Origin of the sequence: Sphingomonas sp. CD22 (genome assembly GCF_034556155.1) — a bacterium.
Classification (GTDB): Bacteria; Pseudomonadota; Alphaproteobacteria; order Sphingomonadales; family Sphingomonadaceae; genus Sphingomonas.
The window spans coordinates 250,200-266,100 of the sequence record NZ_JAYDYX010000002.1; the positions used below are offsets into that span (position 1 = coordinate 250,200).

15 protein-coding genes are annotated in these 15,901 nt (G+C 66.5%); 5 read left to right on the forward strand and 10 right to left on the reverse strand.

Features of this window, described 5'->3' with window-relative positions; translation table 11 throughout:
• Window positions 1-26 precede the first annotated feature (26 nt).
• Both SFC76_RS04535 and SFC76_RS04540 read right to left on the reverse strand, forming a co-directional pair.
• On the reverse strand, window positions 27-551 hold the full coding sequence (locus tag SFC76_RS04535) for a hypothetical protein (protein WP_322848299.1): 525 nt from the start codon (window positions 549-551) through the stop codon (window positions 27-29).
• Window positions 552-574: 23 nt separating this feature from the next.
• Window positions 575-1,861, reverse strand: coding sequence for a pentapeptide repeat-containing protein (locus SFC76_RS04540; RefSeq protein WP_322848300.1), 1,287 nt, complete (start codon window positions 1,859-1,861; stop codon window positions 575-577).
• A 381-nt stretch (window positions 1,862-2,242) separates the two neighbouring features.
• On the opposite strand from SFC76_RS04540, the gene SFC76_RS04545 reads away from it, so the two are divergent.
• Genes SFC76_RS04545 through SFC76_RS04555 form a run of 3 tightly spaced genes read left to right on the forward strand, consistent with a single transcriptional unit; the run spans window position 2,243 to window position 3,929 of the window.
• Complete coding sequence (locus tag SFC76_RS04545; protein WP_322848635.1) at window positions 2,243-3,136, forward strand: tetratricopeptide repeat protein; 894 nt, start codon at window positions 2,243-2,245, stop codon at window positions 3,134-3,136.
• On the forward strand, window positions 3,133-3,759 hold the full coding sequence (locus tag SFC76_RS04550) for an LON peptidase substrate-binding domain-containing protein (protein WP_322848301.1): 627 nt from the start codon (window positions 3,133-3,135) through the stop codon (window positions 3,757-3,759). Before SFC76_RS04545 ends, SFC76_RS04550 begins: the two co-directional genes overlap by 4 nt.
• A complete protein-coding gene (locus tag SFC76_RS04555; protein WP_322848302.1) occupies window positions 3,756-3,929 on the forward strand; it encodes a Trm112 family protein in 174 nt (57 codons plus the stop codon). Before SFC76_RS04550 ends, SFC76_RS04555 begins: the two co-directional genes overlap by 4 nt.
• Before the next feature lie 118 nt (window positions 3,930-4,047).
• On the opposite strand, the gene SFC76_RS04560 is transcribed toward SFC76_RS04555, so the two are convergent.
• From SFC76_RS04560 to SFC76_RS04590, 7 genes are all read right to left on the reverse strand, one after another.
• Window positions 4,048-6,045 (reverse strand): acetyl/propionyl/methylcrotonyl-CoA carboxylase subunit alpha, encoded by a 1,998-nt coding sequence (locus SFC76_RS04560; protein ID WP_322848303.1) that lies wholly within the window; start codon window positions 6,043-6,045, stop codon window positions 4,048-4,050.
• A 93-nt stretch (window positions 6,046-6,138) separates the two neighbouring features.
• On the reverse strand, window positions 6,139-7,128 hold the full coding sequence (bioB, locus tag SFC76_RS04565; protein WP_322848304.1) for a biotin synthase BioB: 990 nt from the start codon (window positions 7,126-7,128) through the stop codon (window positions 6,139-6,141).
• Complete coding sequence (scpA, locus tag SFC76_RS04570; RefSeq protein WP_322848636.1) at window positions 7,125-9,281, reverse strand: methylmalonyl-CoA mutase; 2,157 nt, start codon at window positions 9,279-9,281, stop codon at window positions 7,125-7,127. Before scpA ends, bioB begins: the two co-directional genes overlap by 4 nt.
• A gap of 37 nt (window positions 9,282-9,318) precedes the next feature.
• Window positions 9,319-9,750, reverse strand: coding sequence for a methylmalonyl-CoA epimerase (gene mce, locus SFC76_RS04575; protein ID WP_322848305.1), 432 nt, complete (start codon window positions 9,748-9,750; stop codon window positions 9,319-9,321).
• Window positions 9,747-9,959: a hypothetical protein gene (locus tag SFC76_RS04580; RefSeq protein ID WP_322848306.1), complete on the reverse strand. Its 213-nt coding sequence runs from the start codon at window positions 9,957-9,959 to the stop codon at window positions 9,747-9,749. Before SFC76_RS04580 ends, mce begins: the two co-directional genes overlap by 4 nt.
• Window positions 9,956-10,246: a hypothetical protein gene (locus tag SFC76_RS04585; protein WP_322848307.1), complete on the reverse strand. Its 291-nt coding sequence runs from the start codon at window positions 10,244-10,246 to the stop codon at window positions 9,956-9,958. The genes SFC76_RS04580 and SFC76_RS04585 overlap by 4 nt, the downstream gene beginning before the upstream one ends.
• Window positions 10,247-10,290: 44 nt before the next feature.
• Window positions 10,291-11,817, reverse strand: coding sequence for an acyl-CoA carboxylase subunit beta (locus SFC76_RS04590; protein ID WP_322848308.1), 1,527 nt, complete (start codon window positions 11,815-11,817; stop codon window positions 10,291-10,293).
• A 96-nt stretch (window positions 11,818-11,913) separates the two neighbouring features.
• Between SFC76_RS04590 and SFC76_RS04595 the strand changes: the two genes are divergently transcribed.
• Window positions 11,914-13,320 carry a helix-turn-helix domain-containing protein gene (locus tag SFC76_RS04595; RefSeq protein ID WP_322848309.1) on the forward strand — a complete coding sequence of 469 codons (1,407 nt, stop codon included), beginning with the start codon at window positions 11,914-11,916 and terminating at the stop codon, window positions 13,318-13,320.
• Window positions 13,321-13,379: 59 nt separating this feature from the next.
• Window positions 13,380-14,627 (forward strand): NAD(P)/FAD-dependent oxidoreductase, encoded by a 1,248-nt coding sequence (locus SFC76_RS04600; protein ID WP_416222382.1) that lies wholly within the window; start codon window positions 13,380-13,382, stop codon window positions 14,625-14,627.
• Here the strand turns inward: SFC76_RS04600 and SFC76_RS04605 are convergent.
• Window positions 14,590-15,873 (reverse strand): glycosyltransferase, encoded by a 1,284-nt coding sequence (locus SFC76_RS04605; RefSeq protein WP_322848310.1) that lies wholly within the window; start codon window positions 15,871-15,873, stop codon window positions 14,590-14,592. The genes SFC76_RS04600 and SFC76_RS04605 overlap by 38 nt on opposite strands.
• Window positions 15,874-15,901 lie beyond the last annotated feature (28 nt).

Consider the following 15,901-nt stretch of genomic DNA (forward strand, 5'->3'; position numbering starts at 1 on the left):
CGGCGAGCCGCCGGGTTGGCCGAAAATCAGCCGCCGCGTGGGTCAGTGATTTTCCAGGTAACATCGTAATATGAGTTAAAGGTTAACTCACAAACGGGAAGGCGTTGCTTGTCGCTTCCGCCCGGGGAATTGGCACTACCATATCGGGTTTCAGTTTCAGTATTATAGGCATACCAGAAATAACAGTTTCCGGTGGAACCGTCCTGTCGTGTGAAATTGGCATAAAACGACAATTCGGTATAGCGCTCGCCAATATCCAGATCGCCCATCCGGTGATAGCTCGGGATGGATTTACCTGGCGCTACGGTGCCCTGGATACGATTTGTAATCGTTCCATCGCTGTTGGCGGTGCCGTAGCGGCCGGTCCAGCGGATATTGGAAAACGTCACATCGGTAAGCGTCGTACCATTTATGAACGTTCCGGTTATGCTCGTATTGGAGAGTTGCCAGATGCCGTTCTGGTAATGACCCTGACAACTTGCCATCGTCGGCGTACAAATTGCTGCCAGCGCCGCCAAAGCCAGCAGCATCGCCTTTCTCAACAATTTCATGTCGTTCCTCCTTGCTGGTTGAACTACCTCCCCAACTTCGCAAGCATGGCCTTGTGTTCAGGCCATATATTACGAAATAGTGTGTTTATGTCGTAATTATTGTCGGTGACATGCACGACGGTGCTCAAGAGGTTTGATACGATGGCGCCACGAAGGCCCCCATCATCAAACAATGCCTTTGCCATCTGCATGCATTGGAAATACGTATTGGTGAAATTAGCACCATGAAAGTTGGTGCCGGTGACCAGATCACCGGTATCGATCAACGCTTTGGTACCGTAACGCCCCTCGGACTTTGATCCGTAACTAAGGAATTGGGCGCCGGAAAAATCATATCCCGAAAAGTCTATGCCGCGCATATCGCATTCTTCAAAAATAGAATTTTTCAGACTTCTATTTTTTGTGAACAGGTCGGCATGCCGGATGTCCATTCGGGAAAAGTTGAGCTCGGTGTCACTGTCGTGGAAGGTTGCACCATCTATCTTCGCACCACCGAAAGACGCATGTCCGCCGCTTATATGGCTAAAATCTGCCCCTGACGCATCAGTACCGCAAACGCTGACGCCTCCTTTAAAGCCTTGAAAGGTTGCTTGCTTGAGACTCCCATCCGAAAATGTGAAGCCCGTATGATAGCTCGTTTGTATATTATTGAATGACGCGTCATCTGCGACAAACTGTTTGAAAAATATTGATTCCTGAAAAATCACGTTCGAAAAGTCGGCCTTCGTCAGATTGACGCCCTTGACGATATAGCATTTGTCGAAGGTCGTTTCCTTGGTCGGCGGGAGCTGGAAGTTCGCGCCGAACGTCGCGCCGGTGAACTTCGCCTCGGTGTAATTGCCGTTGTCGAGATCGGTCTCGTCGAAGCTCGCCTTGGTGAAGCTGGCGCCGGTGGCGGTGACGCCGTGGAGATTGGTGCGGCTGAACGTAGCGCCGTCGAATTTCGCGCCGGTCAGCGTCGCGCCGCTGAGATCGATGCCCGACAGGTTCTTGCCGGAGAGGTCGGCACCGGTCAGATCGGCGCCGCGCAGATCGAGCTTGGTCAAATCGGCTGTGCGCAAATCCTGACCGTGCAGATCGAGCTTGGGTGGCGGCGGCGGCGTCTTTGCGGGCGTCTGGCTCGTCTTGCTCGTGCCCTGTTCGGTCAGCACCACGGTTGCCGCGTCGCTCGACAGGCGCTTGATCCCCTGCGCACCGGGTTTGGCATCGGCCACCGGGGTCCTGGTCGTATCGGCGGGCGGCGTGCTGTTCGGTTTCGAAGCCTCGCCGGATTGCACCGGCGTCGTCGTTGCACTGTTGCTGATGATCATCGTCTGATCCCTTCACGCATCGCATCACGCATCATTATAGAGGACGATAAGATGCCGATCGTGGCCGGAGGAAGAATTCATTGCAAATAACCGGAATATTGTGATTCCTTTTTCTATCATTGACAATGACAATAGTTTCGGCATCTATCGGATCGTATGATGAAACCAAGCTTTCTTGAATAAAACAGATGGAAGCGGGCTTTCATTTGCGCGACCGCAAGCAAACCGGCCCGGCCGATGGTGTCCGGCGGTCCGGTGGTCGCACGGGTGCAACCGCGGGCGTGATCGGGTAGAGGTCGCTTAACACCTTGGCGCGGGCGCGCCGCTGCCCCACATGGGCGGCTACCGAATACGAAGGAGCATGACTTGGCCACGCTAGGAATGGCGCCCGCGGAAAAGCAGGCGATCGAGGATTTCCGTCGCGACGTCGTCGAACCGTCGATGACCTCCCTCGTCATCATCGATTTCTGGGCGGAATGGTGCGGGCCGTGCAAGGCGCTGGGGCCGACGCTGGAGAAGGTCGCCGCGGCCTATGCCGACAAGGGCGTCGTGCTTGCGAAGATCGACACCGACAAGAACCAGTTCATCGCCGCGCAATTCCAGATCAAGTCGATCCCGACCGTCTATGCGATGTTCCAGGGCCAGCTCGTCGCCGACCTGACCAGTGCGCGCACCGAATCGCAGCTTCGCGTGATCCTCGACCAGCTGCTCAAGCAATTGCCGATCGCCGCGCCGGGCGACGATGCCGCCGCCGAGATCGAGCCGCTGATCGCGATGGGCGAAGAGGTGCTGGCGAGCGGCGATGCCGAGCGCGCGCTGGCGATCTTCGATCAATTGTTCGAGATGGCGCCGGACAATCCCGCCGTATTGTCGGGCCGCATCCGCGCGCTCGTCGCGGCGGGGCTGACCGACGATGCGCAGGCGGCGATCGACGCATTGCCCGCCGACGTCAAGGACGCGGGGATCGATCGCGCCAAGGCGGCGCTCGCGCTGGCGCAGAGCGCGCCGCCGGTCGAGGATTTCGCCGGGCTCGCCGCCGAGGTCGCCGCCAACCCCGACGATCACGAGCGTCGCTTCGCGCTCGCCAACGCGCAGATGGCGGCGGGGGATCGCGACGCCGCGGCGGACAATCTGCTCCATATCGTCGCCGCCGACCGCGGCTGGAACGAAGGTGCCGCCCGCCAGCAACTGCTCACGCTGTTCGAGGTGGTCGGGCTGGAGGACCCCTGGGTCTCGGCGCAGCGCCGGCGCCTGTCCGCGATCCTGTTCGGATGACCTCGCCGACCGTCCTCGGGCGCCTGTCGATCTTCCCGCTGCCGGGGGCGTTGCTGTTCCCGGGCATGCACCTGCCGCTGCACATCTTCGAACCGCGCTATCGCGCGATGATCGGCGACGCGATGGTGCGCGACCAGCGGATCGGCATGATCCAGCCGGTACACGGCACCGGCGGCCACGACGCGCTGTACGACATCGGCTGCGTCGGCAAGATCGCCGAGGTCGAGGCGCTCGACGACGGCCGCTACAATCTGGTGCTGGAGGGCGTCGCGCTGTTCCGCGTGCTGCGCGAACTCGACGTGGCGACGCCGTTCCGTCAGGTCGAGGCGGAGCTGCTGCCCGCGGTCGAGGACGACATGCTGTCGCTCGGGCGGCGCTCGTCGCTCGAACTCGAATCGCGCCGCTTCGCCGACGCGCAGGGCTATAGCGTCGATTGGGAGGCGGTCGGCCGGCTCGACGACGAGAGCCTGGTCAACGGCATCGCCCAGATCGCGCCGTTCGACACCGCCGCCAAACAGGCGTTGCTGGAAGCGCGCGACATCGAGACGCGCGCCGAGCTGATCATCCAGCTGATGCAATTCTTCGGCCGGCACGACGGCGAGGACCGGGTGACGCTGCAATGACCGACCGGATCGATCCCTGGCTGCTCGAACGGCTGGTCTGCCCGGTGACGCGCCAGCCGTTGCGCTACGACGCGGCCGCGCAGGAGCTGGTGTCGGAGGCGGCGGGGCTCGCCTATCCGATCCGCGACGGCGTGCCGGTGATGCTGGAAGAGGAAGCGCGGCGGCTCTGAGCCGGGGACGGTCCCGATTCCGTCCCGGTTGATCCTGAGCCTGTCGAAGCGCCTGCGCGAACCGCTCGCCTGCGGTCGCCCGTGCTTCGACACGCTCGGCACGAACGGTATGCCGCGCTCACTCCATCTCCAGGATCACCTGATCCACTGCGAGACTGTCCCCGGTCGCGGCGGAGACGCTCTTCACCCGACCCGATTTCTCGGCGCGCAGGATGTTCTCCATCTTCATCGCCTCGACCACCGCGAGCGGCTGCCCCGCCTCGACCGCATCGCCGGCGCCGACGTCGAGCCGGACGAGCAGCCCCGGCATCGGCGCGATCAGGAAGCGCGACAGGTCGGGCGGCACCTTCTCGATCAGGTGGCGCGCATAAGGCGCGGCATGCGCGGGGAGGACGCGCGCGACATGGCTCGCGCCGCGCGTCGTCAGGCGGAAGCCGCTGCGCACCGGCGCGATGCGGACGGAGAGATGCACGTCCTCGCCGATCTCCACCTCCACCATCCGGTCGCCCGGCGTATATTCAAGCGCGATGTCGAGCGGTTCGCCGTCGACGCCGATCCCGTCGGTCGCCACCGCGACTTGGTGGTCCGCACCGTCGATCCGCACCGTCCACTCCGACGGCGGCGGCAGGCGGCGGCCGAGCTGCCCGTCGATCCGCCGCGCGCGATCCGCCTGCGCGGTCGCGGCGAAGGCGGCGACCGCGGCGAGCGTCCGCGTGAGGTCGGCGTCGGCGGGGGCGCCGTGGAAGCCGTCGGGATATTCCTCGGCGATGAAGCCGGTGGTGATCGCACCCGAGCGGAAGCGCGGATGCTGCATCAGCGCGGAGAGGAAGTCGATGTTGGTGCCCGGCCCCTCGATCTCGAACGCGTCGAGCGCGGCGATCTGCGCATCGATCGCCGCCTCGCGCGTCGGCGCCCAGGTGATCAGCTTGGCGATCATCGGGTCGTAGAACATGCTCACCTCGCCCCCCTCGACGACGCCGTCGTCGACGCGGATGCGCGCCTCGTCGGCGGTCGACGCGAGCGGCGGATTGTAGCGCACCAGCCGCCCGATGCTCGGCAGGAAGCCGCGATACGGGTCCTCGGCATAGACGCGATTCTCGATCGACCAGCCGTGGATGCCGACCTCGTCCTGCGTGATCGTCAGCGGTCCGCCGGCGGCGACGCGGATCATCTGTTCGACGAGGTCGAGCCCGGTGATCTCCTCGGTCACCGGATGCTCCACCTGCAGCCGCGTGTTCATCTCGAGGAAGTAGAAGCCCTGGCCGGTGGTGTCCGCGCCCGAGACGATCAGTTCGACCGTGCCCGCGCTGAAATAACCCACCGCGCGGGCGAGCGCGACCGCCTGCTCGCCCATCGCCTTGCGCATCGCCGGCGTGACGAAGGGCGAGGGTGCCTCCTCGACCACCTTCTGGTGGCGGCGCTGGATCGAGCATTCGCGCTCGTTGAGGTAGAGGATGTTGCCGTGCTGGTCGCCGAGCACCTGGATTTCGATATGGCGCGGCGATTCGATGAACTTCTCGATGAAGACGCGGTCGTCGCCGAAGCTTGCCAGCCCCTCGCGCTTTGTCGCCTCGAAGCCTTCGCGGACGTCCTGCTCGCTATAGGCCAGCCGCATGCCCTTGCCGCCGCCGCCGGCCGACGCCTTCATCATCACCGGATAGCCGATGTCAGCGGCGATCCGCACCGCCTCGTCGGTATCGGCGATCTCGCCAAGGAAGCCGGGAACGACGTTGACCCCCGCCGCCTTGGCGAGCTTCTTCGATTCGATCTTGTCGCCCATCGCCGCAATGGCGTTGGGGGGAGGCCCGACGAAGGCGATCCCCGCCTCGGCACAGGCACGCGCGAAGCTCTCGCGCTCGGACAGGAAGCCGTAGCCGGGATGGATGCAGTCGGCGCCGGTCTCGCGCGCGGCGAGCAGGATCAGTTCGGCCTTGAGATAGCTTTCGGCGGCGGGTGCCGGCCCCAGCCGCACCGCCTCGTCCGCCATCAGCACGTGGGGGCTGCGCGCATCGGCGTCGGAATAGACCGCGACGGTGGCGATCCCCATCCGCTTGGCGGTACGCATGACGCGGCAGGCGATCTCGCCGCGATTGGCGACCAGGATTTTCTTGAACATCCTCAACTCTCCTCCCGCTTGGCGGACGGGCCGAAGCCGGTCCGCCTGCGGGTTTGATGATTTTCGGGGAGGACGGGCCGTCCCCCCTGCGCGCTATTCGGCCGCCACCCGCATCGGCTCGGCGCTTTCCATCGGCGTCAGGCCGAGCTTGGCGAACAATGCCGCGTCGGCGCTGTCGCCGGCGTTGCCTGTGGTCAGCAATTTGTCGCCGGTGAAGATCGAATTGGCGCCGGCCATGAAGCACAGCGCCTGCGTCGCCTCCGACATCGATTCGCGACCGGCGGACAGGCGCACCATCGACATCGGCATCGTGATCCGCGCCACCGCCACCGTGCGGACGAACTCGATGTCGTCGATCTGCGCCATCGGCGTGCCCGCCAGCATGTCGCCGAGCGGCGTGCCCTTCACCGGCACCAAAGCGTTGACCGGCACACTCTCCGGATGGCGCGGCAGGGTGGCGAGCGCATGGACGAAGCCGACGCGATCGGCGCGCGTCTCGCCCATGCCGACGATGCCGCCGCAGCAGACGTTGATCCCGGCGCTGCGGACATTCTCCAGCGTATCGAGCCGGTCCTGGAAGGTGCGCGTGGTGATGACGTTGCCGTAATTCTCCGGCGAGGTGTCGATATTGTGGTTGTAATAATCGAGCCCGGCGGCGGCGAGCTGTCGCGCCTGTTCGGGCTGGAGCATGCCGAGCGTCATGCACGTCTCCATCCCCATCGATCGAACGCCTTCGACCATCGCGACGATCGCGGGCATGTCGCGTTCCTTGGGGTTACGCCAAGCCGCGCCCATGCAGAAGCGCTGCGACCCCGCGGCCTTGGCCTCGGCCGCATCGGCGAGCACCGCGTCGACGTCCATCAGCTTGGCCGCCTTCAGCCCGCTGTCCGACGACGCAGACTGCGAGCAATAGCCGCAATCCTCCGGGCAGCCGCCGGTCTTGATCGACAGCAACGTGCACAGCTGCACCTCCGACGGCGCATGGTGCGTGCGGTGGACGGTCTGCGCCTGGTACATCAGTTCCTCGAACGGCAGGTCGAACAGCGCGGCGATCTCGGCGCGGGTCCAGTCGGTACGGGTCATTCGGCAGCATCCTGTTGCGGCGGCATATTGTGGCCGAGCAGCCGTAGCACATCCTCGGCGGCGGTGATGAGATTGGTGCCGGGGCCGAAGATCGCCTGCACCCCGGCGTCGCGCAGCGCCTGATAATCCTGCGCCGGGATGACGCCGCCAGCGATCACCTTGATGTCGGCGCGCCCGGCATCGCGCAGATGGCCGATCAACTCGGGGATCAGCGTCTTGTGACCCGCGGCGAGGCTGGAGGCGCCGACGACGTCGACGTCCTTCTCCACCGCGAGCGTCGCGGCCTCCTTGGGGGTCTGGAACAATGGCCCCGGCACGACCTCGAAGCCGAGATCGCCGAACATGCTGCTGACCAGATTGGCGCCGCGGTCGTGGCCGTCCTGCCCCATCTTGGCGACGAGCATCCGCGGTTTGCGCCCCAGCCGCCGTTCGGTGGCGGCTACGCCGTCCTCGAGCCGCAGCCAGCGCGCATCGTCGGCATAGGCACCGCCGTAGATGCCCTTGACCGGGGTCGGCTGCGTACCGAAGCGGCCGAAGACATCCTCCATGGCCTGGCTGATCTCGCCGAGTGTCGCGCGGGCGCGGGCGGCATCGACCGCGAGCGCGAGGAGGTTCTCCGTGCCGCGCGCGCCTTCGCGCAATGCGTCGAGTGCCTTGCGACACGCCACCTCGTCGCGCGTCGCCTTGACGCGTTCGATGCGGCGGATCTGCGCCTCGCGCACCGCGACATTGTCGACGTCGAGGATGTCGATCGGGTCCTCGCCATCCTTGCGATATTTGTTCACCCCGACGATCACGTCCTCGCCGCGGTCGACACGCGCGGCGCGCGCGGCGGAGGCTTCCTCGATCATCGCCTTGGGCCAGCCGGCGGCGACCGCCTTGGCCATGCCGCCCTCGGCCTGCACCCGCTCGATGATGTCCCATGCGCCATCGACCAGGCTCTGCGTCAGGCTTTCGACATAATAGCTGCCGCCGAGCGGATCGACGACCTTGGTCATCCCCGTCTCTTCCTGGATGACGATCTGCGTGTTGCGCGCGATCCGCGCGGAGAAATCGGTGGGCAGCGCGATCGCCTCGTCGAGCGCGTTGGTGTGCAGCGACTGCGTGCCGCCGAGCATCGCCGCCATCGCCTCGATCGTCGTGCGCATGACGTTGTTGTACGGGTCCTGCTCGGTCAGCGACACGCCGCTCGTCTGGCAATGCGTACGCAGCATCTTGCTGCGCTCGTCCTGCGCGCCGAGCTGCGTCATCGCGCGATGCCACAGCACGCGTGCGGCGCGCAGCTTGGCGATCTCCATGAAGAAGTTCATGCCGATCGCGAAGAAGAAGCTCAGCCGCCCGGCGAATTTGTCGATGTCGAGGCCCGACGCGACGCCGTATTTCACATATTCCATACCGTCGGCGATGGTAAAGGCGAGCTCGTGGAGCTGCGTCGCCCCCGCCTCCTGCATATGATAGCCGCTGATCGAGATGCTGTTGAACTTGGGCATCTCGCGGCTGGTATAGCCGAAGATGTCGCTGATGATCCGCATGCTCGGTTCGGGCGGGTAGATATAGGTGTTGCGAACCATGAACTCCTTGAGGATGTCGTTCTGGATGGTCCCGTCGAGCAATCTACGGTCGACGCCCTGTTCCTCGCCGGCGACGATGAAGAAGGCGAGGATCGGGATCACCGCGCCGTTCATCGTCATGCTGACGCTCATCTGGTCGAGCGGGATGCCGTCGAACAGGATCTTCATGTCCTCGACGGTGTCGATCGCGACGCCCGCCTTGCCGACGTCGCCGGTGACGCGCGGATGGTCGCTGTCATAGCCGCGATGCGTGGCGAGATCGAAGGCGACCGACAGCCCCTTCTGCCCGGCGGCGAGATTGCGGCGGTAGAAAGCGTTCGATTCCTCCGCGGTCGAGAAGCCGGCATATTGGCGGATCGTCCACGGTCGCCCGGCGTACATCGACGCGCGCACGCCGCGGGTAAAGGGCGCGAAGCCGGGGAGGCCCGGATCGACCGGCGCATCGGCGGCGGTGTAGAGCGGCTTGACGGCGATGCCCTCGGGCGTGTGCCAGACGAGGTCCTTGCCCTTCACCTCCTTCGCGGCGGCGGCCTGCCAGTCGGCGAGGCCCGGCTGCGGGGTCGGTTCGGGCGCAGGCGGCAGGGCGGGGGCGGCGCCGCTGTCCTCGCCGGTGTTGACCTCAATGTCCGGCAAGCGGCGTCTCCATCAGTTCGACCAGTACGCCGCCCATGTCCTTCGGGTGGACGAACACGATCGGCGTACCGTGCGCGCCGATCCGCGGGCTCCCGAGCACGCGCGCGCCCTTGGCGGTGAGGTCGGCGATCGCGGCATGGATGTCGGCGACCTCGAAACACAGGTGATGCTGGCCGCCGGCGGGATTGGCGCGCAGGAAGCCGGCGATCGGCGAACTCTCGTCATAGGGCTCGATCAGCTCGATCTGCGTATTGGGCGTGTCGATGAAGCACACCTTCACGCCCTGCGCGGGCAGATCGAACGGCACGCCGATCGCGGTCGCGCCGAGCAGGCTGCGATACGTCTCGATCGACCGCGCGATCGACGGCGTCGCGACGCCGACATGGTTAAGGCGGCCCAACGGCGCGTGCTCGGTCATTCCTCGATCCGCCGCTGCCGCGTCGCCATCGCGGCGCCCTCGATCACGCCTTCCAGTCGGCTGACGCGGTCGCGCAACGCGGCGTGCGCTTCAGCCAGTGCCGCGAGGCGTCCGCTCTGACTGGTGACCATATCCTTGAGCTGGCGTACGTCTTCTTGCAGCAAGAGGACGTTGCGAAGCGCCTTCATCGTATCGCCGATGAAACTCATCGCCGCGGTCCTTCGCCAGAGAGCACCGCATCGACCGCCGCGTTCGCACGATTGATGCTGGCAATCGCGCTCTTGATGTCCTCGCGCATACGGGGAACGGCCTCGTTCACCTCGCGGACCAGCGCCGCCAGTTGCTCTTCGTCTTCTTCCGCTGCGGTCTGCGCAATATAGATCGCCGAGGCCTCGCGAACGACGTGGCCGACAGACATGCCGTTGCTCGCAGCGAACGCATCGAGCGCCGCCTTGTGATCGGGGGTGGTCAAAAAGGTCACGCGTTCGGTCCGCATGAGCCGTCTCCTTCACATATGCTTATAATGTTCAGGAGACAGGCTCACAACGGGATGTTGTCGTGCTTCTTCCACGGGTTTTCCAGCGCCTTGCCCTTCAGCTTGCGCAAGCCCAGCGTGATGCGACGGCGGGTGGAGTGCGGCTGGATCACCTCGTCGATGAAGCCTTTGCTCGCCGCGACGAAGGGGTTGGCGAAACGCGCCTCGTACTCGGCGGTGCGTTCGGCGATCTCCTCTGGCGTGCGGCCGCGGAAGATGATCTCGACCGCGCCCTTGGCGCCCATCACCGCGATCTCGGCGGTCGGCCAGGCGTAATTGAGGTCGCCGCGCAGATGCTTGGACGCCATCACGTCGTATGCGCCGCCATAGGCTTTCCGCGTGATGACGGTGATCTTCGGCACGGTCGCCTCGGCATAAGCGAACAGCAATTTGGCGCCGTGCTTGATGATGCCGTTATGCTCCTGCGCGGTGCCGGGCAGGAAGCCGGGTACGTCGACGAAGGTGACGATCGGGATATCGAACGCGTCGCAGAAGCGGACGAAGCGCGCCGCCTTCTTCGAGCTGTTGATGTCGAGCACGCCGGCGAGCACCATAGGCTGGTTGGCGACGAAGCCGACCGTGCGCCCCTCGATCCGGCCGAAGCCGGTGATGATGTTCGCGGCATGTGCCGGCTGCGTCTCGAAGAAATCGCCCTCGTCGACCGTCTTCCGGATCAGCTCATGCATGTCGTAGGGCTGGTTCGCCGAGGCGGGCACCAGCGTATCGAGGCTCGGCTCCAGCCGGTCCCAGGCATCGGCGGTCGGGCGTTCGGGCACGCTCTCGCGGTTCGACGCGGGCAGGAAGTCGATGAAGTCGCGCGCGGCGAGCAGCGCCTCGATATCGTTCTCGAACGCATTGTCGGCGACCGAGGTCTTGGTGGTATGCGTCACCGCGCCACCCAGCGCCTCCTGCGTCACCACCTCGTTGGTCACCGTGCGGACCACGTCGGGGCCGGTGACGAACATATAGCTCGAATCCTTCACCATGAAGATGAAGTCGGTCATCGCCGGCGAATAGACCGCGCCGCCCGCGCAAGGCCCCATGATGAGGCTGAGCTGCGGCACCACGCCGCTGGCGAGCACGTTGCGCTGGAACACCTCGGCATAGCCGCCGAGGCTAGCGACGCCCTCCTGGATGCGCGCGCCGCCCGAATCGTTAAGCCCGATCACCGGCGCACCGACCTTCAATGCGGTGTCCATGACCTTGCAGATCTTCTGCGCATGGCGTTCGGACAGCGACCCGCCGAAGACGGTGAAATCCTGGCTGAAGACATAGACGAGCCGGCCGTTGATCGTCCCCGATCCGGTGACGACGCCGTCGCCGGGGATCACCTGATCCGCCATGCCGAAATCGACGCAATTGTGCTCGACGTACATGTCGATCTCTTCGAACGATCCTTCGTCGAGCAGGATCTCCAGCCGTTCGCGGGCGGTGAGCTTGCCCTTGGCATGTTGCGCGGCGACCCGTTTCTCGCCGCCGCCCGCTCTGGCGGCGGATCGGCGGCGGTCGAGTTCGGTCTGCGTCGATGACATACTCTCTCCTGCCTCTTCTTTCCCGATCCTAGCCTGCCGCCGCAACTGTGGTTTTGCAAAATTGCAACGGGGCTGTTTGCAAACTATGAGCGGCACATGATCCAGCAACCGCCCCGCGCGCGCATCTTCGCCGGCGATCAGGTCCGCGCGCTGCGTGCCCGGCTCTCGCTCAGCCAGATCGCGCTCAGCCGGCGGATCGGCATCTCGACCAGCTATCTTTCGCAGATCGAGAGCGGCGACCGGCCGATCACCGGCGGCGTGCTAGGTGCGCTGGCGCGTGCCTTCCCGCTCGACTGGGTCGAGATCGCGCCCGAGGACGACAGCGCGGCGCTGGTGGGAGCGCTCGAGGCGGGGACCGACCCTTCGGTGCCGGCGGCGCTGCTCGACGAGGCGGACGTGCTGCGCGGGCTCAAGCAGCAGCCGCTGGTGGCGCGGCGGATGATCGCGCTACACGCCGCGCTGCGTCGCTCGCAGGAGCAATTGCGCGTGCTCGACGACCGCGTTGACGCGCAAGGGAGCCAGCCGCACCTGCTGCCGTGGGAGGAGGTGCGCGACTGGTTTCAGGGGATGGGCAATTACATCGATCCGCTCGATCGCTTCGCCGAGGCGCTGGCGGCGGACCTACCGCCGGGGCGGGCGCTGGTCGATCGGTTGCAGGCGGCACACGACGTGCGCGTGATCGACGACGGCATCGCCGCGCCGATGCGCGCCTATGACGCCGCGGCGGGAACGCTGACGATAGATGGCGCGCAGCCGATCGAGACGCGGCATTTCCAGCTCGCGCACCAGCTCATCCGGTTGGAGGCCAAGGCGCTGATCGAGGGGATCGTCGCCGATGCGCCGCTGCGTTCGGAGGCGGCGCGCGACCTGCTGCGCGTCGGGCTCGCCAATTACGGCGCGGGCGCGCTGCTGATGCCCTATGCCCGCTTCCGCGCCGAGGCGCGCGCGCGGCGCCACGACGTCGATGCGCTGCGCCAGCGCTTCGGGGTGAGCTTCGAACAGGTCTGCCATCGCCTGTCGACGTTGCAACGGCCGGGGCTGCCCGGCGTGCCGTTCTTCTTCTGCCGCATCGACATGGCCGGCAACATCACCAAGCGCCATTCGGCGACGCGGCTGCAATTCGCGCAATATGGCGGCGCCTGCCCGTTGTGGGTGGCGCATGAGGCGGTGGCGATCTCCGACCGGATCCTCGTCCAGGTCGCCGAAATGCCCGACGGCGCGCGCTACGTGTCGATGGCCAAGGGGCTGGTGAAGGCGACGTCGAGCTATCGCCGCGTCGCCCGGCGCTATGCGGTGGTGCTCGGCTGCGAGGTCGAACATGCCGGCGCGTTCATCTATGGCGACGGTCTCGACCTCGCCGGGGCGGACAGCGCGACGCCGATCGGCCCGTCGTGCCGCATCTGTCCGCGCCGCGACTGCGACCAGCGCGCCTTTCCGCCGGCGGGGCGCGAGTTGCTGGTCGATCCCGACCGGCGTTCGATCGTGCCTTACGGCTTCGACTGAGCGGGGGTTTCCCAAAACCGGCGACTACGGCAGGAGAGGGCAAAGCGGAGGATATCAGCGTGCAATCCCATTATGACGTCGTCATTGTCGGGGCCGGTCATGGCGGCGCGCAGGCGGCGATCGCATTGCGCGCCGCCAAATTCGCCGGCAGCATCGCGATGATCGGCGACGAGCCCGAACCGCCCTACGAACGCCCGCCGCTGTCCAAGGACTATCTGTCCGGCGACAAGCCGTTCGAACGCATCCTGATCCGCCCGCCCGCCTTCTGGGGTGAGCGTGACGTTGCGCTGCGGCTCGGCCGCCGCGTCGTGCGCGTCGATCCGCAGGCGCGCACCGTCGCCACCGACGATGGCGCGACGATCGGCTATGACCAGCTCATCTGGGCGACCGGCGGCAGTCCGCGGCGGCTGACCTGTTCGGGCCACGACCTCGCCGGCGTCCATGGCGTGCGCACGCGCGCCGACGTAGACCGGATGATCGCCGACCTGCCCGGCGTGACCCGCGTTGCGGTGATCGGCGGCGGCTATATCGGGCTGGAGGCCGCCGCCGTACTCGCCAAGTTCGGCAAGCAGGTCACGGTGCTCGAAGCGCTGCCGCGCGTCCTCGCGCGCGTCGCCGGCGAGCCCTTGTCGCGCTTCTACGAGGCCGAACATCGCGCGCACGGCGTCGACGTGCGGCTCGGCGTCACCGTCGCCTGTATCGCCGAGGCGGACGGCCGGGCGTGCGGCGTCACGCTCGCCGAAGGCGAGACGGTGCCGGCGGAGATGGTGATCGTCGGCATCGGCATCGTCCCCGCCGTCCAGCCGTTGCTCGACGCGGGTGCGGCGGGGGGCAACGGCGTCGAGGTCGACGCGCGCTGCCGCACCAGCCTGCCGCACGTCTTCGCGATCGGCGATTGCGCGATGCACGCCAATGCCTTCGCCGACGGCGCGCGCATCCGGCTCGAATCGGTGCAGAACGCCAACGACCAGGCGACGGTGGTCGCCAAGACGATCGCCGGCACGCCGGTGGACTATCATGCGGTGCCCTGGTTCTGGTCGAACCAATACGACCTGCGCCTGCAGACGGTGGGCCTGTCGACCGGTCACGACGCGCTGGTGGTGCGCGGCGCCGTCGCCAGCCGCAGCTTCTCGCTGATCTACCTGCGCGCGGGCCGAGTGATCGCGCTCGACTGCGTCAACGCGACCAAGGATTATGTCCAGGGCCGCGCGCTGGTGCTGGCCGGCGCGGTCATCGACCCCGCGGGGCTTGCGGACGCGACGGTGCCGCTCAAGGAGATGGTCGCCGCCGCAACGCCGCCGCAATGATCCGGTCGGCCGCCGTTTCGGTCGGCCGTTCGCCGCGGAGCTGCGTAGCGATCGCGGCGGCGCGCGCGGCGATGGTGTGATCGCCCAGCAACGCGCGCAGCGCCTCGTCGGCCGCAGCGCCCTGGAACGCCGCCGGGCGTAGCGACCGGCCGATACCGAGCCGCGCGATCCGCGCGCCATTGTCGAACTGATCGCCGAAGAAGGGCAGGACCAGTTGCGGCGCGCTGGCGTGCATCGCCTGGCCGGTGGTGCCGATCCCGCCGTGATGGACGACCGCCGCGGCACGGCCGAACAGCTGCGAATGCGGCGCATAGCCGAGCCGCAGGAGATCGCCGTCGACGCAGGGGCTGTCCGCGGTGCCGGTCAGCAGCACGGCGCGCCTTCCCAGCGCGCGGGCGGCTGCGGCCGCGACGTCGTAGAAGCGCCCCGGCGCATGGACGACGAACGATCCCAAGGTGAAGACGATCGGCGCCGGCCCGCGATCGAGAAACGCCGCGAGGACGGGATCGAGCGCGACATCGCCGCGATCGTAGAGCGGAAAGCCGATCGCCTCGCAGCGCGGCGGCGCATCCGGCTGCACCGGCGCGAGCAGCGGCGAATAGCAGCATAACGTCGCGCATTGCGCCGGCATCGGATCGAACACCGGCGCCAGCTTGCCAGCCGCGAGGCCATGCGCCTGCCGCACCGACGCGACCGCGCCGCCGTAGCGCGCGCGCACCGTGGCGCGGACCGTCCCGAGCAGCGCGCGATTCCACCCTCGCCCCAGCGGTCCGCGAGGCCGATCGATCATCAGCGCGCCGTCGGGGGTGATGGGCGGGTCCCAGGCGGAGAACAGCGCCATCGGCTGAAGGTTGATCGCGATCAGCGGCAGCCCGCGCTTCCCGGCGACGATTCCGGCCGCGGGTGCGAACAGCGAGCCGACGATGACATCGGCGTCGCCTGCCAGCGCGTCGAGCGCGGCGGTGCTGTCGGCGAGCGAAGGCAGGATCACCGCTTCGAGCACAAAGCGGCGCTGCGTGATGACCCGCCGAGCCGCGGTCGCCGTGTCGATGCCGAGCCGTGCGCAGATCGACGCGAAGCTCGGCAGGATCGGCTCGGCGGCGAGCCCCGCCGCGCGGACCTTGTCGACATGATCGGCCGGCACCGCGAGCATTACGTCGACCCCGCGCGCCGCCAGCGCCCGGCCGATGGCGATAAAGGGATGGAGATCGCCGAGCGACCCGATCGTCACCAAGATCGCCTTCATCGTCACGGCTCTGCCGCGGTGATATGAT